The organism is Komagataeibacter intermedius TF2 (genome assembly GCF_000964425.1).
GTDB lineage: Bacteria > Pseudomonadota > Alphaproteobacteria > Acetobacterales > Acetobacteraceae > Komagataeibacter > Komagataeibacter intermedius.
Genome location: NZ_BANF01000010.1, coordinates 185,216 through 209,584, shown reverse-complemented (window position 1 = coordinate 209,584; position 24,369 = coordinate 185,216). Strand labels below are relative to the sequence as shown.

Here is a 24,369-nt window from a genome sequence, read left to right as displayed (position 1 = left end):
GAATGCCTCCTTCAGAGAATGGTCTGCATCCTATGAATCACATTTTTAAACCGATGGGTACCCCGTGAGTCAGGCCAAACAATGGTTGGTATTACGTGTTCGACCTGGCCGAAGATGGCAGCCTGTCGAACCGGCGGGTGTTCGCGCGGATCGATGACGGCTACCCCGACGGGGTGGTGGTCGATAGCATGGGCAATCTCTGGGTTGGCGTATGGAACGGGGGACGGATCGTGCGTTTCCAGCCCGATGGTACGTCCCTGCCATCCATTCCCGTGCCGGGGGCGCTGAACGTGACCAAGGTGGCCTTTGGCGGGCCCGACCTGCGCACGGCGTATATTACGACAGCGCGGAAGAATACGCCGCCCGACCGTCTGGCGCAGATGCCGCAGGCGGGCAGCCTGTTCAGTTTTCAGGTGGACGTGCCGGGACAGCAGCCGGTTCCGTTCCCCGCTGCCGAACTGGCGGCCTTGCGGGATATTCCGCTGGGCTAAAGCAGATCCTGCAGCAGCGGGATCAGGGGGCGGTCGGCATCGGGCATGGGGTAATCGCGCAGCCTGTCGGCTGCCACCCATTCCAGTGTCTGTCCTTCCCGCGGGGTGGGTGTGTTTTTCCACCGGTGACAGACATAGATGGGCATGAGCAGGTGAAAATGCCCGTAATCGTGGGAAACGAACGTAAACGGCGCAAGGCAGGAGCGGGCGACATCCAGCCCCAGTTCCTCATCCAGTTCGCGGATCAGGGCCTGTTCGGGCGTTTCCCCCGTTTCGACCTTGCCGCCGGGGAATTCCCACAGGCCTGCCATCGACTTGCCTTCGGGCCGTCGGGCCAGCAGCACGCGGGCGTCCGAATCCACCAGCGCCACGGCCGCGACCAGCACGACTTTGCGGGTGCTGTCCGTCACCTGGGCCATTTCCTCGGCCATTGCGTCCCCCGACAGGTCGGCATGGCGCGCCTCGAACAGGCGGACGGGGTATTCCCCCCCGCGTGAAACGAATTCCTGCGACCCCGTTCCATTTTCCCGGAAACCGATCCGGCGCAGCACGGCGATGGAGGCATGGTTGTCATGTGCCGCAGATGCGGTCAGACGTTCCACCGGCAGGTTGGCCAGCGCCCAGCGCGCCAGACGGCCTGCTGTGGTGGTGGCGACCTTGCGGTTCCAGTGCGCGCGCCCCACCCAGTACCCCAGCGAGCAGGACCGGTCGGCGGCATTGATGCGCAGGCCGATACACCCGATCAGCGAATCGGGCGTATCGGATGACGGGCACGTAATGGCGAAATGGTAGGCTTCCCCGCGCTGCGACTGTTCAATGGTCGCGGCGATCCATTCCTCGGTCAGCGCCAGCGAGTAGGGGAAGGGAACGCGGCTGAGCATCCGCACCACGCTCCAGTCATTGATCAGCCTGTGCATGGTGCCCGCATCAGATGTGCGGACTTCACGCAGGCGGTATTCACCGGCCTCCAGTAAGGTGCCGGAACCATGTATTCCCTGCACGCTCATGCGCTTGAGGCGCCCCTTGCGACGGGTGCGGGCGTGTCCTGTCCGGCTGGCAGTCCGCATTCCACCAGCAGTTCGCGCAGGTTGCATATGACCGGGAAGATTTCCTGGTTGCGGTCGCCGCCCTGTTCGTACCAGGCGTTCTGTTCCAGTTCCACGATCTCGCGGTCTTCACGGAAAATCCGTTCGGTAAACGCGGTCAGGAATGGCCATGCCAGATCCAGCAGGCCCGGAACGCCCGGCCGCTTGATCGATAGCAGTCCGAACACCCGGTTGGTCAGTTCCGCTTCGTCCTGCGGCACGTATGCAATCCACAGGTCCATGACCGGGGCGCTGTCGCCCGTCTGGATATGAAGCGTCTGGTAAGGATAGACCGTGCGGATGGTCATGACGTCGCGATGGGCGAATTTTTCGCTGTTATCGCGCTTCTGGCCAAAGATCAGCGCCTCGCCAAGCGGCTGCTTGCCGCTGGTGCGGGCGAAGCTGTAGCGGGCTTCCACCAGTCCGGGGCCACGTTCCTGCCCCAGGAAGCGGGGCTTCATCTGGCCCATCTGCTTCATGTGCATGAACTGGTGGTTCATGTCCATCAGGTTCTCGTGCATGAAGCTGTAGTGGCAGTGCACAAGCTGGCCGAAGCGGCGGGTCTTGTAGGCGGGGTTGGCCACTTCCGCCAGACGGGGGAAGGGTGTTGTCCCGGCCTTGGCCGGGTCTCCGGGGAAAACGAAGATCAGGCCGTCAACCTCCCGCACGGGGTAGGTGCGCACGCCGTTGGGCAGCTTGCCCTTGCCCAGATAGGGCACGTCAATGCAGCGGCCCGACCGGCCATAGGCCCAGCCGTGATAGCAGCACTGGACTGACTCGCCCTTGACGGTGCCCTTGCTCAGCGGGACCTGACGGTGGGCGCAGCGGTCTTCCAGCGCGAATACGCCGCCGCCTTCCTTGGGGCGGACCAGGGCAATGGGCTGCCCGGCATAGCGGGTGCCTATGGTCTTGCCCGGCTTCAGTTCCCGTGACCACGCAACGGGGTACCAGAAATCGGGGTTGGCACGAATGCGGCGCAGATCCCGCCCGGTGACCGGGGCGGAGGACTGCATGCTGTCGGGCGATAACGACTGATCCATTGTCTCTCTTGACTGTTAACAGGGCATGGCAGCCGGATGTGCCATGGGACAGGATGCCGGTCACATGCCGGGGGTAGGGCATGTCTGACCGTATCGCGCCGCCATGGCGATATTAAGGATGTTTTTTACCCCCAGGGCAAATGGTTCAGCGCCATAATGTTTTGTAATATATTGCCGGGCCATTTCCCCGGCTGCCTCCTCGTTCCATCTGCCGTCGCCATGGGCGCGGGTAATGGCGCCAGCATGACAGGCAGGACGGGGATCAATCCATGTTATGGATCATGTTCACGCAGAAAGTTCCGCGCTGAGGTCTTCAATGAACTGGAACGCGACACGCCCCGACCGGCCGCCGCGCGACAGCGACCACGCATTGGCGCGCCGGGTCAGGTCCGCATCCGTAATCGGCAGACTGCGTTCCTTCGCATAGGCGCGGACCATGTCCATGAACGTGTCCTGCGCACAGTTGTGGAATCCGATCCACAGGCCGAAGCGGTCGGACAGCGAGACCTTTTCCTCTGTCGCTTCGGACGTGTTGATGGCGGTCGAACTTTCGTTCTCGATCATCTCGCGCGGCATCAGGTGGCGGCGGTTGGACGTGGCGTAGAACAGCACGTTCTGCGGCCGCCCGGCGATGCCGCCGTCCAGCACCGATTTCAGGGCCTTGTAATCCGCGTCCTCGCGCTCGAACGACAGGTCGTCGCAGAAGACGATGAAACGGCGCGGGCTTTCACGCAGCAGCGCCAGCAGGTCGGGCAGCGTGGACAGGTCCTCGCGCTGGATTTCAACCAGTACCAGCCGTCCCTTGCCCGGGGCCGCGGGTTTGCCGTCCACCAGGTTCGCCTGCGCGTGGGCGGCCTTGACCAGCGATGACTTGCCCATGCCGCGCGCGCCCCACAGCATGGCGTTGTTGGCGGGCAGGCCACGGGCGAAATGCAGCGTGTTGTCCAGCAGCATCTTCCGCTGCCGGTCAATGCCCTGCAGCAGGTCCATGTCCACGTGGGCGACATGGGGCACGGCGGTCAGGCGGCCAAGGCCGGGATGCCAGATGAAGGCGTCCGCCTGCTCCAGCCCGGCCAGCGAAGGCGCAGGCGGGGACAGCCGTTCAAGGGCCGTGGCAATGCGTTCGAGAAGGGGAAGGGTGGTGCTGTCCATCGTCGTTCCTGATTCCAGCATGACTGAGTGCGGTAGCATATGCCACCAGGCGATCCGGAGCGCGTTGGCCGTGCGGGACAGGCGAACGCCTTGACGGGAAACAGGCGAAAACTATGGTCCGCATGTCAAACCCGCAACCCGTTCAATCCTTCATTATGCCGGAAAGATCGTAATGCCTTCTATTATCAATGATTTTTTAACAACGTCCGCGCATGCCCAGTCGGCTGGCGGTGGGCTGCTCAGTGGTGATGGCATCATGGCCATGCTGCCGTATGTGGCCATGTTCGCCATTTTCTATTTCCTGCTGATTCGCCCGCAGCAGGTCAAGCAGAAGCAGCTGCGCAACCAGATTGCCTCCCTGCGCCGTGGCGACCGGGTGCTGACGGCGGGTGGCGTCATCGGCGTGGTGCAGAAGGTGCAGGCGGAGTCGAACGAGGTCGAGGTCGAAATCGCGCCGAACGTGCGGGTGACCGTAATACGCGATACGCTGGGTTCGGTCATTACCAGCGCGTCCACGCCCGCCAACGACTCCACGCCCGACAAGCCGGCGAAGTAAGTCCCGCCCCCTTAATCCCCGCGCGGCTGTGGATGGGGGGTGAACTTCACCCGCGTTCTGCCGTTGCATCCTGTAACATCAGGAGCAGGCAGGATGCACAGGCAGCGCGACGATGCAGAGACAGGTCCCACCATCCGGCATGGGCCGGTCCTGCGGGGACGCGCGGGGTTGATTGGTGGCCTGGCGGCATTGTCGGGCATCCTGTTCGGGCTTGATACGGGGGTCATGTCCGGTGCGCTGGACCTGATCACGCAGGAATTCGTCCTGTCGGATTTCCAGCGCGAATCCATGGTTGGCGTCATGCTGCTGGGTGCGGCAATGGGCGTGCTGGGGGCTGCGTGGCTGTCGCATCGCTGCGGGCGCAAGCGCACGCTGGTGCTGACGGCGGCCCTGTTCGTGGTTGGTCCCCTGTTATGCGCCGAAGCCACGTCGTACCGTTCGCTCATGCTGGCGCGGCTGCTGCTGGGGCTGGCGACCGGGGCGACCACGTTCGCCACGCCACTTTATATTGCCGAAATTGCCGATTCCGGACGTCGGGGCGCGATGATACTGGGCTACCAGCTCATGATTTCGTGCGGACTGCTCGCCGCGTTCGTATCCGACGGGCTGTTTTCCTATTTTGGCGGATGGCGGTGGATGCTGGGCGTGGTGGGATTTCCCGGCCTTGTGTTCATGATGGGGGTGCTGTTCCTGCCGCCCAGCCCGCGCTGGCTGCTGGCGCAGGGGCGCGAACGCGATGCGCGGCGCGTGCTGATTGAACTGCGTGGCCTGCCCCGGCTGGTCATGGCTGAACGCAATGCGATCATGGCCCGCCTGGCCGCCCGCCGCGACGGGATCGGCAGTTTCATGAAAGACCCAAACTGCCGCCGGGCCATGTGGCTGGCGGTGGGGCTGCAGGTGGCGCAGCAGTTTTCCGGCATCAACGCGGTGCTGTACTACGCGCCCTACATCATCGGGCTGGCGGGGTATGGCCATTACATGCAGGTGTGGGGACCGGTGGGAATCGGGATCATCAACCTGCTGTCCACCTGTATCGCCACGACCTGCGTGGACCGGATCGGGCGCAGGCCCATGCTGATCGGCGGCTTTGCCGTCATGGCGCTGGCCATGGGTGCGCAGGCTGCCGTGGTGGCGGGGGGCATGCCGCCCATGCCGGGCATGCGGCTGCTTATGGGGGTGTTCATGCTGGTGTTTGTCGCGGCGTTCGCGTTTGCGGCGGGACCGCTGACGTGGCTGCTCTGTGCCGAGATCCTGCCGCTGCGCGGGCGTGAGTTCGGCATGGCGTGTTCCACCTGCGCCAACTGGGTGGCCAACATGCTGGTCAGCGCCACGTTCCTGACCGGGCTGGAAATACTGGGGGCGGACCGGGTGCTGTGGGGATATGCCGGGCTGAATGCGGTGTTTATGGTCATGGTGCTGCTGCGGGTGCCCGAAACGCGCGGCATGACGCTGGAACAGATCGAGGTGGAACTGATGCGCGGCACCCCTCTGCGGGCGCTGGGTACGCGGGCGCATTCGCGGGTATGAGAAGCCGTCTGTAACGACCCATTGACAGGAACCGGGATTCCTGGCGCAGCCCTGTTTCAAAAAAGGCGGCCTGTCCTGAAGCCGCCTTGGGATTTCCCGCTATGTCCCCCGGCAGGCGTTTCAGACGGCCCCAGATGCAAAAAACCCGGCGCAAGGCCGGGTTTTTCGGTCTGTTACCTGAAAACAGGCAATCAGGCGGACTGGAGCTGCGCTTCGGCGAACTCGTAGTTGGCCAGCTTGTCCAGGTAGTTGGTGATGTAGTCGGGACGACGGTTGCGGAAGTCGAGGTAGTAGGAGTGTTCCCACACGTCCAGACCCAGCAGCACCTTGCCCTGGCCTTCGGCCAGCGGGTTGGAGCCGTTGCCGGTCTTGGTCACCTTCAGCTTGCCGTCGGACCCCAGAACCAGCCATGCCCAGCCCGATCCGAACTGCGACGCGGCGGCTGCCTTGAAGTCGGCCTTGAACTTTTCGATGCTGCCGAAATCCTCGACCAGCTTCTTGGACAGGGCGTGGGGGATCTCGCCGCCCTTGGGGGCAAGGTTCTGCCAGAACAGGATGTGGTTCCAGTGCTGTCCCGCATTGTTGAACACGGGCGCCTGGTCAGGCTTGCCCTTGACCATGAGGATGATTTCCTCAAGCGACTTGCCCTGCAGTTCCGGCTTGGATTCGACAAATCCGTTCAGCGCCGTCACATAGGCCTGATGGTGCTTGTCATGATGCAGTTCCAGCGTTTCCTGGCACATGCCACGGTTGGCAAGGGCATTATAGGCGAAGGGAAGGGACGGCAATTCGAAAGCCATGAACATTCTCCTGGGAATTGCAAGGAGCGGCATGAAGCCGCCATACCAAGATTGCTATGGGTGTGGAGCGGGTGCGTCAAGTGACGGACATATGAACACCCCTGCGCCACGCCTTCCGGATCAAACGCCATGACGGGCCAGATGGATGCATGCCCGCCGGTGGCAGGGGGGGCGTCGTTCCTGCATGACGCGCGTCGTGCCGACCCGGACCGCTTCTTCTGCGCGCTGTTCGTGCCATCGGCCGCGCGCATGGCGGCGATGGTGCTGATCGCCTTCAACCATGAATGCACGCGGGCGGTTGCGACCCCTGCATCATGGGCGGTGGCGGGGCCGATGGCGGGCCTGATCCGGCTGCAGTGGTGGCGCGACGTGCTGGAAAGCGGCAATGCGCAGCGTCACGACACGGCGGTGGCCCTGCTGGATCTGCTGGATCGTGGCATGGTGCGGCGTGAAACGCTGGAGGGCATCATCATGGCACGCGAATGTGAACTCGATGGCCTGCCTGACCGGGCGGCATGGCAGGCGTCCATGCTGGATGGCGCGGGGGGCGTGCAGGTCGCCATGGCGCAGGCGGCGGGGTTTACCGAATCCACGCTGCTGTCGCGCATACGCCTCATGGGCGGGATTTATGGCGTAGGGGCGCTGGTGCGCTACCTGCCCGCCGTGCTGCGCGCGGGGCGCTGCCCGTTGCCCGAAGATGCGCTGGCGCATGTTGGCCTGACGCGCGACAGCCTGCGGACCGGGCAGGCCACGCCTGCCCAGATCGCATCCCTGCGCGACGGGTTGCGCCAGCAGGGACGCGAATGGCTGGACATGGTGCGTGAGGGGCCACGCCTGCCGCGTGCCGCCCTTGCCACGGGCCTGCCCGCCGTCCTCGGCCTGCGGGACATGCGTGGGCGGGTGGATGGCGATGGGAGTGCATCCCCCCGTGGCGTGGGCGACAGGCTGGCGGTCATGGGCGCGCTACTGCGCGGGTGGGTCTAGGGACCGTTCCGTAACCGTCCGCTGGCGGGATGTCAGGGCGTGTTGGCCACCATGCTTTCCATGACGGCGAACAGGGCGGAATAATCCTCGTCCGGGTGGCGGCGGCGGGTCAGTGACAGGCTCTGGGTTGCTGCCGCCATGGCGGGCAGGGGGGCGGTCTGGCGGGCCGCGTCGGTCAGGAGCAGGCGCATGTCCTTCTGCATGAGACGCGCTGGGAACTGCGGGCTGAAATCCCCCCCCTTCGCCGCCTTCAGCTTGCGCTTGTGGTGGGGGGAAATCACCGGCACCTCATCCAGCGCGTCAAACAGCATGTTCCGGTCCAGCCCGGAGGCGAGGCCATAGGTAACGCCTTCCGCCACGACCGCCAGCGTCGCGCCCATGATGCCGTTGATGACCAGCTTCAGCTTCGACCCGCTGCCCACGGGGCCAGCATGGATGGTCAGGCGGCCAATGGCGTCAAACACGGCCTGCGCACGACTGATGTCCGCTGCCGCGCCACCGGCCAGCACGATCAGGTTGCCCGACTCCGCTTCCGGCGTGCTGCCGGCCACGGGGGCGTCAATGGTGGTGATGCCGCGCGCCTGACCCGACTGCGCCAGTGCTACGGAGGTTTCGGGTGCCACCGTGCTGGTGTTGATCAGCAGGCCGCCCGGCTTCATGCCCGCCAGCACGCCATCCGGGCCGTTCATGGATTTGTCCAGCGCCTCGTCATCCGGCACGCAGGCCAGGACAATATCGGCTTCCTGCGCCAGCGCGCGTGGGGTGGGCACGAACCGGGTGCTGCCATCGCCGCCCCGGCCCGACGGGGTATAGGCCACGATCCGGTAGCCAGCCCTGGCCAGATTGGCCCCCATGCGGGACGCCATGGCCCCAAATCCGACAAAACCGATCAGTGGAGCAGTGGACATGCGGGTCCTCCTTGAACCTGTTGCGTGATGGCGCGATGGCCGATGCCTGACTGTGGGCAATGGCGGGCATGACGTCACGTCCCGATGACGCGCGGCGGGTATGCCTCGCATAAAGATGATGCCGGGAGATCGGGGGGGACTGTGGCAATCAGGTGCCCGCACTTGGTCCGTCACGGGAAGGAGACATGATGCGCAGCCTGCATTTTTTTGACGATCTGGCATGGACCCTTGCCGGCCATCCGCCCATGGCGCTGGGCGTGGTCTATCCCTGCAGCGCGCCGGCGTTGCAGGCGGCATCCGACATTGCGCAGGCGGGGATGGCCACGCCCGTGCTGATCGGTCCCGCCGCCCGGATCGGCCAGATGGCGAAGGACGCGGGCATTACCCTGCCGGGCTGCCGGATCGTTGACGTGCCCACCGATGGCGACGCCGCGCGCGAGGGCGTGCGCATGGCGCGGGAGGGAACGGTTGCGGCCCTGATGAAGGGGTCGCTGCATTCGCGCATTTTCCTGCACGAACTGGGCCACCATGAAGGCGGCCTGCGCACGACCCGGCGCATGAGCCACGTCTACGTTCTGGATGCGCCGCAGGCCCCGCGCGTGCTGCTGGTGACCGATGGGGCGGTGAACATCGCCCCCGACCTGGATGTCCGGCGCGACATTGTCCAGAACAGCATCGACCTTGGCCACATGCTGGGCATCGGGCTGCCAAAGGTGGCGGTCCTGTCGGCGGTGGAAATGGTCAATCCCGACCTGCCCTCCACGCTGGATGCGGCCATCCTGTGCAAGATGGCCGAGCGCGGCCAGATTACCGGCGCGGTACTGGATGGCCCGCTGGCGCTTGACAACGCCGTCAGCCCCGAGGCCGCGCGGTGCAAGGGCGTGGTCTCCCCCGTGGCGGGGCAGGCTGACATACTGGTGGTGCCTGACCTTGAAGCAGGAAACATCCTTGCCAAGCAGATGACCTTCATCGGTCAGGCGCGGGCGGCGGGCATCGTCATGGGCATGCGCGTGCCCGTCATCCTGACCAGCCGCGCGGACCCCGTGCCGGTGCGCGTGCTGTCATGCATGGTCGCGGCAGTCATGATCCGGCAGGGATATGGCGGGAATCCGGCGGCCTGCATGGATCAATGCGGATGACGGTCATGCGTGATGCGTGTAAGGAGGGGCGGCCCGCTCGCGCGATGTTGTCCTTGCGGGCGGGGGCGTTTTCCGGGCGGCGGGCCGGTGCGAACCGTGGCGTCCGGCCCTGTGCGCGACGGGGCGGGCTGCCGTCCTCGCGCAGAGATGATGCCCCGCCCTGGCGCACATGGTGGCAAGGAAAGGGCTGACGACTGCCCGGCGGTGTGGGGTCTCATGCCCCCATGTGCCGGGTGCCGGTCACCATGCCGGCAACTGACATGAACGTGCAATCAGGCCGGGTTCCCCGCGCCGCCGGGTGGCTGCCCGGTCCAGCCGATGACCAGCCACGCAGCGGGTTTCCGATGCCGATCCGGAGAATGCCATGACCTCGAATCCCTCCTCTGCCGCTTCCACGTACGACGTGGTCCTGATTGGCGGCGGAATCATGAGTGCAACGCTGGGCGCGATGCTGCGCCAGCTTGAACCGGGCCTGTCCATTGGCCTGTTCGGGCGGCTGGATGACGTGGCGCTGGAAAGTTCCAATGGCTGGAACAATGCCGGCACCGGCCATTCCGCCCTGTGCGAACTGAATTACACGCCGCTTCGTCCCGACGGGGTGGTGGATATTTCCAAGGCCGTGAACGTCAACGAGGCCTTTCAGGTTTCACGCCAGTTCTGGTCCTATCTGGTGGAAACGGGGCAGATCGCCTCGCCGCGCGATTTCCTGAACCCCATTCCGCACATGAGCTTCGTCTGGGGCCCTGAAAACGTTGACTTCCTGCGCCGCCGCCACGCTGCACTGCAGGAACACCCGCTGTTTGCGGGCATGTCGCTGTCCACCGATGAAGGGCAGCTGCGCCAGTGGATGCCGCTGGTCATGCAGGATCGCAAGCCGGGACAGCCGCTGGCCGCCACATGGCATCCGGCGGGCACGGATGTGAATTTCGGCGCGCTGACCCATCGCCTGATCGACCTGCTGCAGGGCAAGCCGGGCTTTGACCTCAACCTTGCGCATGAGGTGGAAGACCTCAAGCCCGCAGGCAATAATGAATGGGATGTGTCCGTCCGCGCCGTACATGGCGGGGGGGAACGCCGGGTGCGCGCCAAATTCGTGTTCATTGGCGCGGGTGGCGGCGCGCTGCACCTGCTGCAGAAAAGCGGCATACCCGAAGCTCGGGGCATTGGCGGTTTTCCCGTCAGCGGCCAGTTCCTGCGCTGCACCAACCCCGAGGTGGTGCAGCAGCACCATGCCAAGGTATATGGCAAGGCATCCGTGGGCGCGCCGCCAATGTCGGTGCCGCATCTGGACACGCGCGTGATTGACGGGCAGCGCGGGCTGCTGTTCGGGCCGTATGCCGGATTCTCGACCAGGTTCCTCAAGCAGGGGTCGTGGCTGGACCTGCCGCGTTCCATCCGCATGGACAATATCGGGGCGATGCTGGCGGTGGCGCGTGACAACATGCCGCTGACGAAGTACCTGATCCAGCAGGTCATGCAGTCCAGCGAGGACCGGCTGAAGGCGCTGCGTGACTTTGTCCCCACCGCGCGCAAGGAAGACTGGGAACTGATTACCGCCGGCCAGCGCGTTCAGGTGATCAAGAAGGATGCAAAGCGTGGTGGCGTGCTGCAGTTCGGGACCGAGGTCGTGACCGGCGCGGGTGGCTCCATCGCGGGGCTGCTGGGGGCATCCCCCGGGGCGTCTACGGCGGCGCCGATCATGCTGACAGTACTGCAGCGCTGCTTTGGTGGCCGTCTGCTGCAATGGGAATCCCGCCTGCGCGAAATGATCCCGTCCTACGGTGTCAAGCTGGGGCAGGACGCGGCTTTGTGCGCGCAGGTGCGCGAACGCACGCGCACGGCGCTGCAGCTGGACGGCTGATCCCGACGAAAAACCCCGCCCGGCCACTATGTGGCGGGCGGGGTGCGGTGTGTCTCAGTCCTCGTCGTGTTCGCTCATCTGGTCGGCGGGATGGCGCACGGGCGGGGTGGCGTTGCGCGGCGGCCGGTTTTCGATATGGCGGCGCATGAAATGGGTCGCGATATCCGCCAGTTCAATGAACTGGTCCGCCTGGCGGCGCAGTTCATCGCCAATCAGCGGCGGCGAGGTCTTGATCGACCCGACAACGGTGGTGCGCACGCCCTGGCGCTGCATGGATTCCAGCAGGCGACGGAAATCAGAATCCCCGCTGAACAGCACGGCATGGTCGATATGCGGGGCCATTTCCATCATGTCCACCGCCAGTTCCACATCCATGTTGCCACGCACGCGGCGGCGGCCATTATGGTCGATGAACTCCCGCGCGTTTTTCGTGACAAGGGTATAGCCGTTATAGACAAGCCAGTCGGTCAGCGGCTTGAGGGGGGAATACTCCTCGGTGTCCAGGACGGCGGAATAATAATAGGCGCGCAGTACATTCGACTTGGAACGAAAAAAATGCAGTAACTTACGGTAATCGACCTCAAATCCAAGGTTACGGGATGCGGAATACAGGCTGGTGCCGTCTATAAACAGACAAAGCCGCTCCTGAGGTTGAAAAAACATTTATGGTCAGTCCCTGAAAAAGAAAAGTGAATACGTCATGGCCGTGTTAAATTTTCGCGCTGCATGTATTCTGCATCATGGTGAAAGTTGTCTGGCAGCAATGGCACTTGCATCTATATGAAGCCACATCCTTTTTGAAAGTTCCCTACGTGGGGATTACTAACTGACGGTAACCGTCTGGAACACTGTTTTCACATGACAATGCTGCAATCTGCGCCCGCCCTGAGTGATATAACAATTGCCGTAGGTGCGAACCTGCCCCGTGAAAGTGGTGAAACTGCGGCCGAGACCTGCCTGTGGGCGGTTGACCGGCTTGCGCGCCTGCCCGGCCTGTCGGTGGTGGCGGTGTCGCGCTGGTATGAAAGTGCGCCGGTTCCCCCTTCGGGCCAGCCCCCCTATGTAAACGGAGTCGTGCGGCTGTCGGGGCAGGTGGACCCGGCATGGCTGCTGGCGCGGCTGCATGACATCGAGGCCGAGGCCGGACGCAGGCGCACGGTGGTGAACGCCGCCCGCCCGCTTGATCTGGACATCATCACCATGGGCGACCGTGTGCGCGCGGCTCCCGATCCCGTTCTGCCGCACCCGCGCGCGACCGGGCGGGCCTTCGTGCTGCTGCCGCTGCGTGATGTCATGCCCGACTGGCGCGACCCGGTGACGGGGCAGGGAATCGACGCCTTCCTGCCCGCCGTCGCGGGGCAGGAGATCACGCCCATGCCCGCGCGGGCTGACTGAATGCTTGCATCGGGACAGGCGGGCGGGTAGTAAGGTAAATTCTGATCAACACAACCAATTAATAACCGGAGTTCAGGCCTGATGGCACGCGTCACTGTCGAGGACTGCGTTGAGCGGGTTCCCAATCGTTTTGAACTGGTGCTGCTGGCAGCGCAGCGCGCACGCGCCCTGTCCCGTGGCGAGGAAATGACGATTGACCGTGACAACGACAAGAACCCCGTTGTTGCCCTGCGTGAGATCGCTGACCAGACCGTAAGTCTGGACCAGATCCGCAGCGACCTCGTCCGCTCGCTGGCCCGCGCGCCGGAGCCGGAGCCCGCGGATGAGGAAGTGGTCGACCTGATCCCGACCGAACAGAACATCTTCGGCCTGCAGGATGTCTCGGCCGAGGAAGAGGCACGCAATTCCAGCAGCGGCATGTCGGCTGAAGAACTTGAGGCTTCGGTTGAGGCGGCCCTGAGTGGACGGGGCCGGTAACATCTTCTGACGAAAGGGTGGAAGGTGACTGACCCGGTCAGATCGGAAACGACATCTTCCTCCATGCCCGTGCCTGTCACGGGTGGAGTGACGGCAGGCGCTGCCGCCCTTCCCGCCATGCGGGGGGAAGGGGAACGCGTGGTTTCATGCGACGGCCTGATCCGTCGCATCCTGGCGTATGATCCCGGTGCCGATACGGACCTGATCCGCCGCGCCTTTGACGTGGCGAAGGCCGCCCATGCGGGGCAGGCACGTGATAACGGCGATCCCTACATTACCCATCCGCTTGCCGTCGCCAACATACTGGCGGGTTTCCATCTGGATGCCGCCTCGATCATCACGGCCCTGCTGCATGACACGATCGAGGATACGGGTGTAACACAGCAGCAGCTGCGCGCGGAATTCGGCAATACCGTTGCCGAGCTGGTGGATGGTGTCACCAAGCTGACGCGGCTGGAGCTGCAGTCCGACCGGACCAAGCAGGCGGAAAACTTCCGCAAGCTGGTGCTGGCCATGTCGCGCGATATCCGCGTGCTGCTGGTCAAGCTGGCTGACCGCCTGCACAACATGCGCACGCTGCATTACGTGCAGCGCCTGGACCGCAGGCAGCGCATCGCGCGCGAAACCATGGAAATCTACGCCCCCCTTGCCGGCCGTATCGGCATGGACAAGGTGAAGGTGGAACTGCAGAACCTGTCGTTCGCGGCGCTTGAGCCCGAAGCGATGGCGACCATCCGCGCGCGCCTGAACTACCTGCGCGGGCAGGGCGCGGACGTGATCGAGGAAATCCGCCGCGAGCTTCAGGCCCTGTGCGCGGAAGCCGGGCTGGAGGGTGTGGAGGTTACCGGGCGGGAAAAGACGCCCTATTCCATCTGGGAAAAGATGCAGCGGCGCAACGTCGCTTTTGAACAGCTGTCGGACATCATGGCGTTTCGCATCATGGTCCCGACGCGTGAGGCCTGTTATGTGGCGCTTGGCGCGGTGCATGCGGCCTATCCGGTCATTGCGGGGCGGTTCAAGGACTATATCTCCACCCCCAAGGCCAATGGTTACCAGAGCCTGCATACCGGCGTGACCCTGCGCCACCCGCGCAACCAGAAGATCGAGGTCCAGATCCGCACGCCGGAAATGCACGACGTGGCCGAAAATGGTGTCGCGTCGCACTGGCTGTACAAGCAGGTGCCCGATGCCGCCGGCAGCAGGGAAGCAAAGGGCGTCGTGTCCGGTCTGCGCTGGGTGCAGGATCTGCTCGACATCCTTGAGGACTCGGCCGCGCCTGATGAGTTCCTTGAGAACACCAAGCTCGAACTCTATCAGGATCAGGTTTTCTGCTTCACGCCCAAGGGTCAGCTGATTTCGCTGCCGCGTGGGGCGACGCCGGTCGATTTCGCCTACGCCGTGCATAGCCAGGTGGGTGACAGCTGCGTTGGCGCGCGCATCAATGGCCGCCTCATGCCGCTGCGCCATGAACTGCAGAATGGCGATCAGGTCGAGATCATGACCGCGCGCGGGGGCACGCCCTCGCCGTCGTGGGAACGTTTTGTCGTTACCGGCAAGGCGCGCGCGCGCATCCGCCGCCATGTGGCGCTGCAGCAGCGCGAGGCCCATCTGGAAAGCGGCCGCGTGGCGCTGGCCAAGGCCTTCCGGCAGGAAGGGGTGGACGGGTCGGAAAAGGTGCTGGACAGCCTGCTCAAGGACCTGCGCCTGCAATCGGTGCCCGACCTGTATGTCGCGGTGGGCAATGGCAACCAGTCCGCGCGCGAAGTCGTGCAGCTGGCCTATCCCGAACTGCGTCGTGCGCCGCGTGCGCCGCGCATGGTGCCGGGCCTGTCCATGCGCGCGCCCTCGGCGTCCCCCGGGGGGGCTGCGGGGCGGCGCAAGCCTGCGGCGGGCATGGCGCTGGCGGGCGTGGGTGCTGGCATGGCGGTGCATTTCGCCGGGTGCTGCCACCCGCTGCCCGGCGACAGGATCGTGGGCATCGTGTCCACCGGCAAGGGGATCACGGTCCATACGCTGGGGTGCCAGACGCTGGAAACCTTTGCCGCCACCCCCGAACGGTTCATGGACCTTGACTGGGATTATGACCTGATCGCGCGTAATGCCACCGGCCTTTATACCGGGCGGCTGAGCGTGGTGACGGCCAATGAACCGGCCATGCTGGCGACGCTGACTAATATCGCCGCCAAGCATGAAGGCGTGCTGGTCAACCTGCGCATCGTCAACCGGCAGCTTGAATTCATGGAAATCCTTGCGGATATCGAGGTACGGGACCTGCGCCACCTGACAACCATCATGGTGGCGCTGCGCGCGGCCCGTGGCGTGGTGCAGGTGGAACGGGCCAGGGGGTAGGCCATGCTGATCGGCATTGGTTCCGACCTGTGTGACGCGCGGCGGATCGAAACCGTCCTCGCGCGGCACGGGGCGCGGTTCGAGGAGCGCGTTTTCACCGTACCCGAACGGGCCGCCGCCGCCCGCAGGCACGGGCCTGCGCGGCTGGGGACCTACGCCAAGCGGTGGGCGGCGAAGGAAGCCTGCGGCAAGGCGCTGGGGACCGGCTTTTCGCAGGGCGTGTTCCATCGTGACATGGGGGTCGAGAACCTGCCGACGGGTCAGCCGGTCATGCGACTGACGGGCGGGGCGCTGGCGCGGCTGCACGCACTGGTGCCCGACGGGCTTGTGGCGCGGGTGTTTCTGACCATGACCGATGAGCATCCCTATGCCTTTGCGCAGGTCATGATCATGGCGGAAAAGGCCGGCGCGGCCTGATCGCCTGTCGTGCCCGTATGGGCAATGCTTGACAGGCGGGGGGTGCGTGGGCTTGATCCGCACGTTATTCGTCCGGCGCCCCGTGTCCGGTCGATGCCAGATCCGGATTGAAGAACAATTATGCCAATGGACGATAACAAGACGATTTCCTCCCCATCGGGGCCTGATGCGGCGCGTCGGGACGGGGGGCTGCTGGAACTGGTGCGTACCGTCGTGATTGCCGGGGTTCTGGCCGTTACCGTGCGCACGGTGCTGTTCGAGCCGTTCAATATCCCGTCCGGTTCCATGATCCCGACCCTGCAGGTGGGGGATTACGTGTGGGTGGCGAAATACAGCTACGGTTATTCGCATTACGCGCTGCCCGGCTCGCCCAACCTGTTCGAGGGACGGATATTCAACAGCACTCCGCACCGTGGCGATGTGGCCGTGTTCCGCTTCACCAAGGACACGTCGATCGACTACATCAAGCGGATTGTTGGCCTGCCGGGCGATACGGTGCAGATGCGTGCGGGTAAGCTGATTCTGAACGGGCAGGAAGTCCCGCGTGAGCCCGAAGGCGAATACACCGCGATAGACGAACACCGCACCCGCATGGAAGGCGACCGCTACCGCGAGATACTGCCCGGCAGCGGTGGCCATGGCCCGGTCGCCCACGATATCCTGAAGCTGACGGATGAAGGGGGAAAGAATGACACCCCGGAATATGTCGTGCCACCGGGCTATTTCTTCGCCATGGGCGACAACCGCGATGACAGCGCCGACAGCCGCTTCATGGGCGATGAACCGCAGGATCTCGGTTTCGTTCCGATGGAAAACCTGGTGGGACAGGCCAAGTGGATATTCATGTCGGTCGATAACGCCCATCCCTTCTGGCAGGTCTGGTACTGGCCGGTCGAGATCCGCTGGAACCGTCTGTTCATGGGGGTCCACTGATCATGGATGCCGAACGCGTGCCCGCGGCGGAAATCGTCCGGCTGGAGGCGTGTCTGGGCTATCATTTCACGCGGGCCGACCTGCTTTTGCGCGCGCTCACGCACCGTTCGGCCGCGCATGAACGCAATGGCGGACGCCGCGCGCGGCAAAGCGCGGCAAAGCGCGGGGCCGGGTCCAACGAACGGCTGGAATTCATAGGCGACCGGGTGCTTGGCCTGCTTATGGCTGAATGGCTGCTGGAACGCTTTCCCGATGAACAGGAAGGCGCGCTTGGCCCGCGTCATGCGCACCTCGTCTCCCGTACGGTGCTGGCGCAGGTGGCTCATGTCATGGGGCTGCAGTCGGCGCTGGATGTGGCCGAGCATGAAGCCCGCGCGGGCGTGCGGCAGATGGCCAATGTGCTGGCTGACGCGGTCGAGGCCATACTGGGGGCCATGTACCTGGATGGCGGGCTGGACCCGGCCCGCGCCTTCGTGCGGCGAATGTGGAATGACTCCATCGTGGCCCAGGCCCGCCCGCCCAAGGACCCCAAGACCGCATTGCAGGAATGGGTGCTTGGGCGTGGCCTGCCGCTGCCACAGTACCGTGTCGTGTCTTCTGACGGGCCATCGCATGCGCCGCGTTTCGTCATTGCGGTGGATGCGCAGGGCAGGACCGGGCAGGGGGTCGCGGGCAGCAAGCGCGCGGCTGAAAGTGATGCCGCATCGGACCTGCTGCGCCAGCTTGGCGCGAATGGACAGGCCGCTTCTTCCACTGACCGCAAGGGATAATGACCGTGCAGGATCACGACAACACGACACGCTGTGGCTTCGTGGCCATTGTTGGCGCGCCCAACGCGGGCAAGTCCACGCTGCTGAACCGCATGGCGGGCACCAAGCTGTCCATCGTCAGCCCCAAGGCGCAGACCACGCGTTTCCGGGTGCTGGGCATTCTCATGCGCAACCATACGCAGATCCTGCTGGTGGATACGCCGGGCATTTTCCAGCCGCGGCGCAAGCTGGACCGCGCCATGGTCGCCGCCGCATGGACGGGATCGGACGATGCCGACATCACGCTGCTGATCGTTGACGCGCGCGCGGGCATGACCGATGCGCTGCGCGCCATAGCGACCCGGCTTGCGGAACAGAAGCGCCGGCTGTGGCTGGTGCTGAACAAGACGGACCTTGTCCGCCGTGACGCGCTGCTGCCGCTGACCGCGGAACTGTCGTCCATCCTGCCGGTCGAACATGTGTTCATGGTCAGCGCGCGTTCGGGCGAAGGTGTGGATGACCTGCTGGACCGTCTGGCCGCCGACCTTCCGGCAGGCCCCTATCTGTATCCCGAGGATGATCTGACCGACCTGCCGGACCGCCTGCTTGCCGCCGAGCTGGTGCGCGAACAGATCTTCCTGCAGACGCATGAGGAAGTGCCCTATGCCGCCACGGCGGAGACGGAGGGATTCCAGGAACGGCCCGACGGGTCGGTACGCATCGAAGTGACGATCTACGTGGCGCGGGCCTCGCACAAGGCGATCCTGATCGGGGAAGGGGGCAGGCGGATTCGCACCATCGGCGAAAAGGCGCGGCATGAACTGACCCGGCTTCTGGGGCGTAAATGCCATCTTTTCCTGAACGTGAAGGAACGCGCGGGATGGGATGAAGAGCGTGCCCGCCTGCGCGCGATCGGCCTGGATGATGCGTCCTGAATCCTCAAAAGAGGGGTACATCGGCTTGTGGGGGGGGGCATCCCTCTATATGACAGGGCATGGCCGGGCGGCCTGCCCGTCCCTAGCCCTGTTTGCCTGACCTGCGCCGAGGACCAATGACCCAGTCCGACAGACCCCAAGCTCCCACCTCCTACAAGCGTGTCCTGCTGAAGGTATCGGGGGAAGCCCTGATGGGCAGCGGATCATACGGGGTTGATCCCGCTACCGTCGACGCCATTGCAGCCGATGTGGCGGCCGTGGCCCGGACCGGAATTGAAGTCTGCCTTGTCATCGGTGGTGGCAACATTTTCCGTGGCGTGGCCGCCGCCGCCCGCGGCATGGACCGTGCGCAGGGTGACTACGCGGGCATGCTGGCCACCGTCATCAATGCGCTGCTCATGCAGAACTCGCTGGAACGTCATGGCGTGCCGACGCGGGTCATGACCGCCATTCACATGTCCTCCATTGCCGAGCCCTATATCCGCCGCCGCGCCGTGCGGCATATGGAAAAGGGGCGCGTCGTGATCTTTGCCGCGGGGACCGGCAACCCCTTCTTCACGACCGATACGGGTGCCGCGCTGCGTGCGGCGGAAATGGAATGCAACGCCCTGTTCAAGGGCACGCAGGTTGATGGCGTCTATTCCGCCGATCCGCGCAAGGTGCCCGATGCGAAGCGCTATGATACGCTGACCTACCGTGACGTGCTGGCCAATGACCTGAATGTCATGGATGCGGCGGCGATCAGCCTTGCGCGTGAAAACCGGTTGCCTATCGTGGTATTCAACATTCATGGAAAAGACCCCTTTACCCGTGTCATGCGGGGCGAGGGACGTTTCACCACCATCGTGGCGGCTGACTGAAACCGGGGCATTCCCGTCGTCCCGTCCATGGGGCGGGGCATGCCTGCCGGATCAAGAACTGAAAAAGGAGGGCCACAGTGTCTGTCGATCAGAAAACCTTGCTGGCGGATCTGACCCGCCGTATGGACGGCGCCATTGAAAGCCTGCGCCGTGACTTTGCCGGCCTGCGTTCGGGCCGCGCCAGCCCGGCGCTGCTGGAACCCGTGCGCGTGGAGGCCTATGGTGGTGAAGTGCCGCTGACGCAGGTTGGCTCCATCGCCGTGCCCGAGGCGCGCATGCTGACGGTGCAGGTCTGGGATCGTACCCTGGTGGGCGCGGTTGAACGCGGTATCCGGGATGCCGGTCTTGGCCTGAACCCGGCGGCGGATGGGCAGACCGTGCGCGTGCCCATTCCGCAGCTGACCGAAGAACGCCGTAACGAGCTGGCCCGCGCCGCGGGCAAGTACGCCGAAAATGGCAAGATTGCCGTGCGTGGCGTGCGCCGTGATGGCATGGACCAGACCAGGAAGCTGGAAAAGGGCAGCGAGATCAGCGAGGACGATGTCAAGACATGGTCGGACGCGATCCAGAAGCTGACCGATCAGTACGTCAAGCGCATTGATGAACTGCTGGTTGAAAAAGAACGCGAGATCAAGCAGGTCTGATAGCCCGTGAACACCGTAACCATTGTGCTCCATCGTGTGCGTGACTGAAGGGGCAATCAGGTCTTGTCCGGGTTAGATCAACCAGCTTCGCCCCAACCATGCCTGCCGGAACACGTCGCCATCATCATGGATGGAAACGGTCGATGGGCTGGCATGCATAACCTGCCGCTGCTGGCAGGGCACCGGGCGGGGGCGGAGGCCGTGCAACGGACCGTCCGCGCCGCCACGAAACGCGGGGTGCGGTGGCTGACCCTGTATGCCTTTTCATCCGAAAACTGGCGGCGCGCCCCGGGTGAGGTGGCGGACCTGACCAGCCTGCTGCGCTATTACCTGCGGCACAAGGTGGCCGAACTGTCGCGCGAAGGGGTGCGGTTGCGGGTGATTGGCGACCTTGCCCGCTTTCCAGTCGATATTCAGGAAGAAGCCCGGCGCGCCGAGGACACGACACGTAACAATACCCGTCTGGTGCTGGTGCTGGCGCTGTCCTATGGCGGGCGCGCGGATATCGTGCAGGCAGCCGGTCGCATGGCACAGGCCGTGGCGCGTGGGGAACTGCAGCCCGGCGATATTGACGAAACCCTGTTTGCCAGCGCCCTGCTGACGGCGGGCATGCCCGACCCCGACCTTGTGGTGCGGACCAGTGGGGAATGTCGCCTGTCCAATTTCCTTTTATGGCAGTCGGCTTATGCCGAACTGGTCTTTCTTGATATTCCGTGGCCGGATTTTGACGCCACGCATTTCGATGCCGTGCTGGATATCTATTCGCGGCGTGAAAGGCGATTCGGTGCGCGACCGGCCTGAAGCCGCGCCGGGGGCGGCGCCCGCTGGCATGGCGGGAAAAAAAACAGGAAACTGGAAAGACCTGCGTGCCCGTGTCCTGTCAGCCGCCGTGCTGGTGCCGTGCGTGGCGCTGTGCGTGTGGGCGGGTGGTCTGCTGTATGGCGCGCTGATCGTGCTGGCCATGGCGGGCATGGCCATGGAATGGGCGCGTCTGTTCGGTTTCGGGCTCAAGACGCGGCGTGGTCAGCTCTGTCTGGCGTGGGCGGCGTGCGTCGGCGGCACGGCGCTGGCTGGTCATTGGGGCGGGGCGCTGCTGGTCATGGTGGCGGCTGTCGTGCTGGGGCCGGCGCTATGGGCGGGGCAGGTCGCGATCGGCTGTGCCGGACTGTCGCTTCTGTGGCTGCGGTACATGAGCGAACCGGGCGCGGGGGTTGTCCTGTTCCTGGTCGCGTGCGTAGCGTTAAGCGATACCGGGGCCTACATGACGGGACGGGTGTTTGGCGGTCCGAAGCTGGCGCCGCGCATTTCCCCGGCCAAGACATGGTCGGGTTCCATCGGGGGGATGTGCTGCGCGGTGCTGGGTGGCATGCTGATTGCAGCGATGTTGCCCGGTGCGCTGCCGGGGGCCGTGTGGCGCGGGGCGCTGTTCGGTGGTCTGGTGGCGATTGCGGCCCAGATCGGGGATCTGGGGGAAAGTGCCCTCAAGCGGGCTCGCAATGTCAAGGATTCGGGCACGATCCTGCCCGGGCACGGGGGGCTGCTGGACCGTTTTGACGGCCTGCTGGTTGCCGCCCCCATGGCGGCCCTGCTGTCGCTGGGCGCTGCTGGCGGCATTGCTTTCTGGTATGTGGGTCTGCACTGAAGCGATGGCCGGGGCCACGAAAAGTTTTGGGGAATGACGTTACAATGAAAACAGTTTCCGTTCTGGGCAGTACGGGCAGCATTGGCTGTTCCACGGTGGACCTGCTGCTGCAGGCGCCTGACCAGTTCCGCACCGGCGCGCTGGTTGGTGGCCGCAATGTCGCCAGGCTGGCGGAACAGGCCCGTGCACTGGGCGCGCGGCGCGCTGTGATCGCCGATGAAAGCCTGCTGCCGGAACTGGAACGCCTGCTGGCCGGAAGCGGGGTTGAAACCGCAGGTGGCCGCGCCGCGGTGATCGAGGCGGCGGCCCTGCCGGTGGACTGGACCATGGCGGCAATTACGGGCGCGACCGGGCTGGAGCCGACGCTGGCGGCCGTGCGCAACGGCAGGTCCGTGGCACTCGCCAACAAGGAAGCGCTGGTCTGTGCCGGTGATGTCATGCTCAAGGCGGTGGCGGATGCCGGGGCGACCCTGCTGCCGGTCGATTCCGAGCATAATGCCGTATTCCAGTCCATGGCCGACAAGCAGGCGGATGAGGTCGAACAGATCATCCTGACCGCATCGGGTGGCCCGTTCCGTCGCGCCAGCCTTGAGGAAATGGAAAAAGCCCCGCTGGAGGCCGCGCTGAAGCACCCCACATGGACCATGGGGGCCAAGATCACCATCGATTCCGCAACCATGTTCAACAAGGGGCTGGAACTGATCGAGGCGGCACGCCTGTTCAACGTGACCGAGGACAAGCTGGGCGTGGTCGTGCATCCGCAGTCGGTGGTGCATGGCATGGTGCAGTACACCGATGGTTCCATCGTGGCGCAGCTTGGTTCGGCCGACATGCGCATTCCCATCGCCCATACGCTGGCATGGCCTGCGCGCATGCCCACCAATTCCCCCCGGCTGGACCTTGCGGCCCTGGCGCGCCTTGATTTCGAGGCCCCGGATGAGGTCCGCTTCCCCGCCCTGCGCCTTGCGCGCGAATCCCTGCGCGTGGGTGGTGCGATGCCTGCCATCCTGTCCGGGGCGAATGAAATTGCGGTCGAGGCGTTCCTGAAGCGCGAAATCGGTTTTCTGGATATTGCACGGATCGTCGAGGATGTGATGCAATCCATCGGGCCGCAGCGCGCGGATACGCTGGAGGAGGTGCTGCACTGGGATAACGAATCCCGCCGTGTGGCCCGCCAGCGTACGGTTGCCCGCGCAGCCTGACATGATTCTGGATGGCCTTTCGGGCCATCGGGAGATAGCGTAGCGTTCATGCATGATCTGATCCGGACTGTTCTGGCTTTCTCCCTCGTGCTGGGGGTGCTGGTTTTCATTCACGAACTTGGTCACTACCTTGCCGCGCGCTGGCGCGGGGTACATGTCGAGGTCTTTTCGATCGGTTTCGGCCGTCCGCTCCTGCGCTGGCATGACAGCGTGGGCACGGAATGGCGGCTGTGCCCGGTGCCGTTGGGCGGATATGTCCGCCCCCACGGATTCGAAGGGCCGGAAGACGCAACCGAGGAACAGAAAGCCGCCTGGCAGCCCGGACGGACGTTTCATGACAAGCCGGTCCTGTCGCGGGCCATCGTGATCGTGGCCGGGCCGGTCTTCAATTTCCTTCTGGCCATCGTGCTGTTTACCGGCCTGTTCGCAACGTCAGGGCAGCCGCATATCCTCAATCAGGTCGCCCAGATCGTGCCCGGCAGTGCCGCCGCCAGCGCCGGGGTGGAAAAGGGCGACGTGATCGTGCGCGTGGGCGACCACACGGTGCGCGACGTGACCGACCTGCAATCCTTTGTCAGTGGTCAGGCGGATGCCCAGACCACGCTGACGGTGCGGCGCAACGGCGCGGACCAGACGCTGCCGGTCCATATCGGCGTCGTACAGGAAAAGGGTGGGGACCGCCACGGGCAGATCGGCGTGTCCTTCGCTGCCGAGATGGGCAAGCCGCAATCCCTGCCGCATGCGTTTGTTTCCGCCATCAAAGAAACATGGCACGTGTCCGTCCAGACGCTGGAAGGGCTTTGGCAGATGATTACGGGCCAGCACAGCACAAAGGACCTTGGCGGTCCGCTGCGCATTGCCCAGATGTCGGGACAGGTGGCGCAGTACGGTCTGCCCAGCCTTGTGTCCTTCATGGCGCTGCTGTCGATCAACCTCGGGCTGATCAACCTGTTTCCGGTGCCGATTCTTGATGGGGGACGGCTGGTATTTTACGTATTTGAGGCTATTCTGGGGCGACCGGTTTCACGCCGGGTTCAGGAAATCAGCTTTCAGGCAGGCTTCGCACTGATTGCCGGATTATTTCTATTTTCAACCTTTAACGATCTGTCACATTTCGGCCTGTTCCAATGGCTCGCCTCGCGCGCCGGACAGGGCTAAGGTGCAGCGGGTGACACAAGTGCTTGCACAGTGTGGCGTATATCGGATAGGTCCGCCACGAAGAC

General features: G+C 64.5%; 24 protein-coding genes and 1 pseudogene. 19 read left to right on the top strand and 6 right to left on the bottom strand.

What is annotated here, in order from left to right; genetic code table 11:
- Positions 1–83: 83 nt before the first annotated feature.
- Positions 84–491 (top strand): annotated as a pseudogene (locus B7449_RS02335) (SMP-30/gluconolactonase/LRE family protein); the annotation flags it as partial.
- On the opposite strand, the gene mutT reads toward B7449_RS02335, so the two are convergent.
- The 3 genes from mutT to B7449_RS02320 all read right to left on the bottom strand — a co-directional run bounded on the left by mutT (position 488) and on the right by B7449_RS02320 (position 3,768).
- Positions 488–1,498, bottom strand: coding sequence for an 8-oxo-dGTP diphosphatase MutT (mutT, locus tag B7449_RS02330; RefSeq protein ID WP_039732719.1), 1,011 nt, complete (start codon positions 1,496–1,498; stop codon positions 488–490). The pseudogene B7449_RS02335 and the gene mutT sit on opposite strands and share 4 nt — an antisense overlap.
- A complete protein-coding gene (locus B7449_RS02325) occupies positions 1,495–2,616 on the bottom strand; it encodes an aromatic ring-hydroxylating oxygenase subunit alpha (RefSeq protein ID WP_039732720.1) in 1,122 nt (373 codons plus the stop codon). The genes mutT and B7449_RS02325 overlap by 4 nt, the downstream gene beginning before the upstream one ends.
- 285 nt (positions 2,617–2,901) lie before the next feature.
- Positions 2,902–3,768, bottom strand: coding sequence for an ATP-binding protein (locus tag B7449_RS02320; RefSeq protein WP_039732836.1), 867 nt, complete (start codon positions 3,766–3,768; stop codon positions 2,902–2,904).
- 172 nt (positions 3,769–3,940) lie between these two features.
- On the opposite strand from B7449_RS02320, the gene yajC reads away from it, so the two are divergent.
- Both yajC and B7449_RS02310 read left to right on the top strand, forming a co-directional pair.
- Positions 3,941–4,324, top strand: coding sequence for a preprotein translocase subunit YajC (yajC, locus tag B7449_RS02315; RefSeq protein ID WP_039732721.1), 384 nt, complete (start codon positions 3,941–3,943; stop codon positions 4,322–4,324).
- A gap of 93 nt (positions 4,325–4,417) precedes the next feature.
- On the top strand, positions 4,418–5,851 hold the full coding sequence (locus B7449_RS02310; protein ID WP_039732722.1) for a sugar porter family MFS transporter: 1,434 nt from the start codon (positions 4,418–4,420) through the stop codon (positions 5,849–5,851).
- Between the two features lie 191 nt (positions 5,852–6,042).
- On the opposite strand, the gene B7449_RS02305 is transcribed toward B7449_RS02310, so the two are convergent.
- Positions 6,043–6,651 (bottom strand): superoxide dismutase, encoded by a 609-nt coding sequence (locus B7449_RS02305; protein WP_039732837.1) that lies wholly within the window; start codon positions 6,649–6,651, stop codon positions 6,043–6,045.
- Positions 6,652–6,780: 129 nt separating this feature from the next.
- Between B7449_RS02305 and B7449_RS02300 the strand changes: the two genes are divergently transcribed.
- The gene (locus B7449_RS02300) at positions 6,781–7,635 is read left to right on the top strand and encodes a squalene/phytoene synthase family protein (RefSeq protein WP_039732723.1); all 855 of its coding nucleotides are present in this window, start codon (positions 6,781–6,783) and stop codon (positions 7,633–7,635) included.
- Between the two features lie 32 nt (positions 7,636–7,667).
- On the opposite strand, the gene B7449_RS02295 is transcribed toward B7449_RS02300, so the two are convergent.
- Complete coding sequence (locus B7449_RS02295; protein ID WP_039732724.1) at positions 7,668–8,543, bottom strand: NAD(P)-dependent oxidoreductase; 876 nt, start codon at positions 8,541–8,543, stop codon at positions 7,668–7,670.
- Between the two features lie 185 nt (positions 8,544–8,728).
- On the opposite strand from B7449_RS02295, the gene B7449_RS02290 reads away from it, so the two are divergent.
- Together B7449_RS02290 and B7449_RS02280 are read left to right on the top strand one after the other, a co-directional pair.
- The gene (locus tag B7449_RS02290; RefSeq protein ID WP_039732725.1) at positions 8,729–9,682 is read left to right on the top strand and encodes a bifunctional enoyl-CoA hydratase/phosphate acetyltransferase; all 954 of its coding nucleotides are present in this window, start codon (positions 8,729–8,731) and stop codon (positions 9,680–9,682) included.
- Between the two features lie 364 nt (positions 9,683–10,046).
- Positions 10,047–11,543, top strand: a complete 1,497-nt coding sequence (locus tag B7449_RS02280) for a malate:quinone oxidoreductase (RefSeq protein ID WP_039732726.1) — start codon at positions 10,047–10,049, stop codon at positions 11,541–11,543.
- Positions 11,544–11,597: 54 nt separating this feature from the next.
- On the opposite strand, the gene B7449_RS02275 is transcribed toward B7449_RS02280, so the two are convergent.
- Complete coding sequence (locus tag B7449_RS02275) at positions 11,598–12,206, bottom strand: LabA-like NYN domain-containing protein (RefSeq protein WP_010513844.1); 609 nt, start codon at positions 12,204–12,206, stop codon at positions 11,598–11,600.
- A 195-nt stretch (positions 12,207–12,401) separates the two neighbouring features.
- On the opposite strand from B7449_RS02275, the gene folK reads away from it, so the two are divergent.
- The 13 genes from folK to rseP all read left to right on the top strand — a co-directional run bounded on the left by folK (position 12,402) and on the right by rseP (position 24,304).
- On the top strand, positions 12,402–12,938 hold the full coding sequence (gene folK / locus B7449_RS02270; protein ID WP_199858337.1) for a 2-amino-4-hydroxy-6-hydroxymethyldihydropteridine diphosphokinase: 537 nt from the start codon (positions 12,402–12,404) through the stop codon (positions 12,936–12,938).
- A gap of 81 nt (positions 12,939–13,019) precedes the next feature.
- Entirely contained in the window at positions 13,020–13,415 is a 396-nt protein-coding gene (rpoZ, locus tag B7449_RS02265) for a DNA-directed RNA polymerase subunit omega (RefSeq protein ID WP_039732729.1), read from the top strand.
- Positions 13,416–13,478: 63 nt separating this feature from the next.
- Positions 13,479–15,764 (top strand): RelA/SpoT family protein, encoded by a 2,286-nt coding sequence (locus B7449_RS02260; protein WP_039732730.1) that lies wholly within the window; start codon positions 13,479–13,481, stop codon positions 15,762–15,764.
- 3 nt (positions 15,765–15,767) lie between these two features.
- On the top strand, positions 15,768–16,181 hold the full coding sequence (gene acpS, locus B7449_RS02255) for a holo-ACP synthase (protein ID WP_039732731.1): 414 nt from the start codon (positions 15,768–15,770) through the stop codon (positions 16,179–16,181).
- 126 nt (positions 16,182–16,307) lie between these two features.
- Complete coding sequence (gene lepB, locus B7449_RS02250) at positions 16,308–17,114, top strand: signal peptidase I (protein ID WP_010513838.1); 807 nt, start codon at positions 16,308–16,310, stop codon at positions 17,112–17,114.
- Between the two features lie 2 nt (positions 17,115–17,116).
- Positions 17,117–17,884: a ribonuclease III gene (rnc, locus tag B7449_RS02245; RefSeq protein ID WP_039732733.1), complete on the top strand. Its 768-nt coding sequence runs from the start codon at positions 17,117–17,119 to the stop codon at positions 17,882–17,884.
- Positions 17,884–18,798 carry a GTPase Era gene (gene era / locus B7449_RS02240; RefSeq protein WP_039732734.1) on the top strand — a complete coding sequence of 305 codons (915 nt, stop codon included), beginning with the start codon at positions 17,884–17,886 and terminating at the stop codon, positions 18,796–18,798. The genes rnc and era overlap by 1 nt, the downstream gene beginning before the upstream one ends.
- A 116-nt stretch (positions 18,799–18,914) precedes the next feature.
- Positions 18,915–19,658, top strand: coding sequence for a UMP kinase (gene pyrH / locus B7449_RS02235; RefSeq protein WP_039732735.1), 744 nt, complete (start codon positions 18,915–18,917; stop codon positions 19,656–19,658).
- Between the two features lie 77 nt (positions 19,659–19,735).
- The gene (gene frr / locus B7449_RS02230; RefSeq protein ID WP_039732736.1) at positions 19,736–20,302 is read left to right on the top strand and encodes a ribosome recycling factor; all 567 of its coding nucleotides are present in this window, start codon (positions 19,736–19,738) and stop codon (positions 20,300–20,302) included.
- Positions 20,303–20,428: 126 nt separating this feature from the next.
- Positions 20,429–21,103 carry a polyprenyl diphosphate synthase gene (gene uppS / locus B7449_RS02225; RefSeq protein WP_242407763.1) on the top strand — a complete coding sequence of 225 codons (675 nt, stop codon included), beginning with the start codon at positions 20,429–20,431 and terminating at the stop codon, positions 21,101–21,103.
- A gap of 28 nt (positions 21,104–21,131) precedes the next feature.
- Positions 21,132–21,944 carry a phosphatidate cytidylyltransferase gene (locus B7449_RS02220; protein WP_048883188.1) on the top strand — a complete coding sequence of 271 codons (813 nt, stop codon included), beginning with the start codon at positions 21,132–21,134 and terminating at the stop codon, positions 21,942–21,944.
- A gap of 44 nt (positions 21,945–21,988) precedes the next feature.
- Positions 21,989–23,146, top strand: coding sequence for a 1-deoxy-D-xylulose-5-phosphate reductoisomerase (gene dxr / locus B7449_RS02215; RefSeq protein WP_039732739.1), 1,158 nt, complete (start codon positions 21,989–21,991; stop codon positions 23,144–23,146).
- Between the two features lie 48 nt (positions 23,147–23,194).
- On the top strand, positions 23,195–24,304 hold the full coding sequence (gene rseP / locus B7449_RS02210) for an RIP metalloprotease RseP (protein WP_039732740.1): 1,110 nt from the start codon (positions 23,195–23,197) through the stop codon (positions 24,302–24,304).
- Positions 24,305–24,369: the final 65 nt, after the last annotated feature.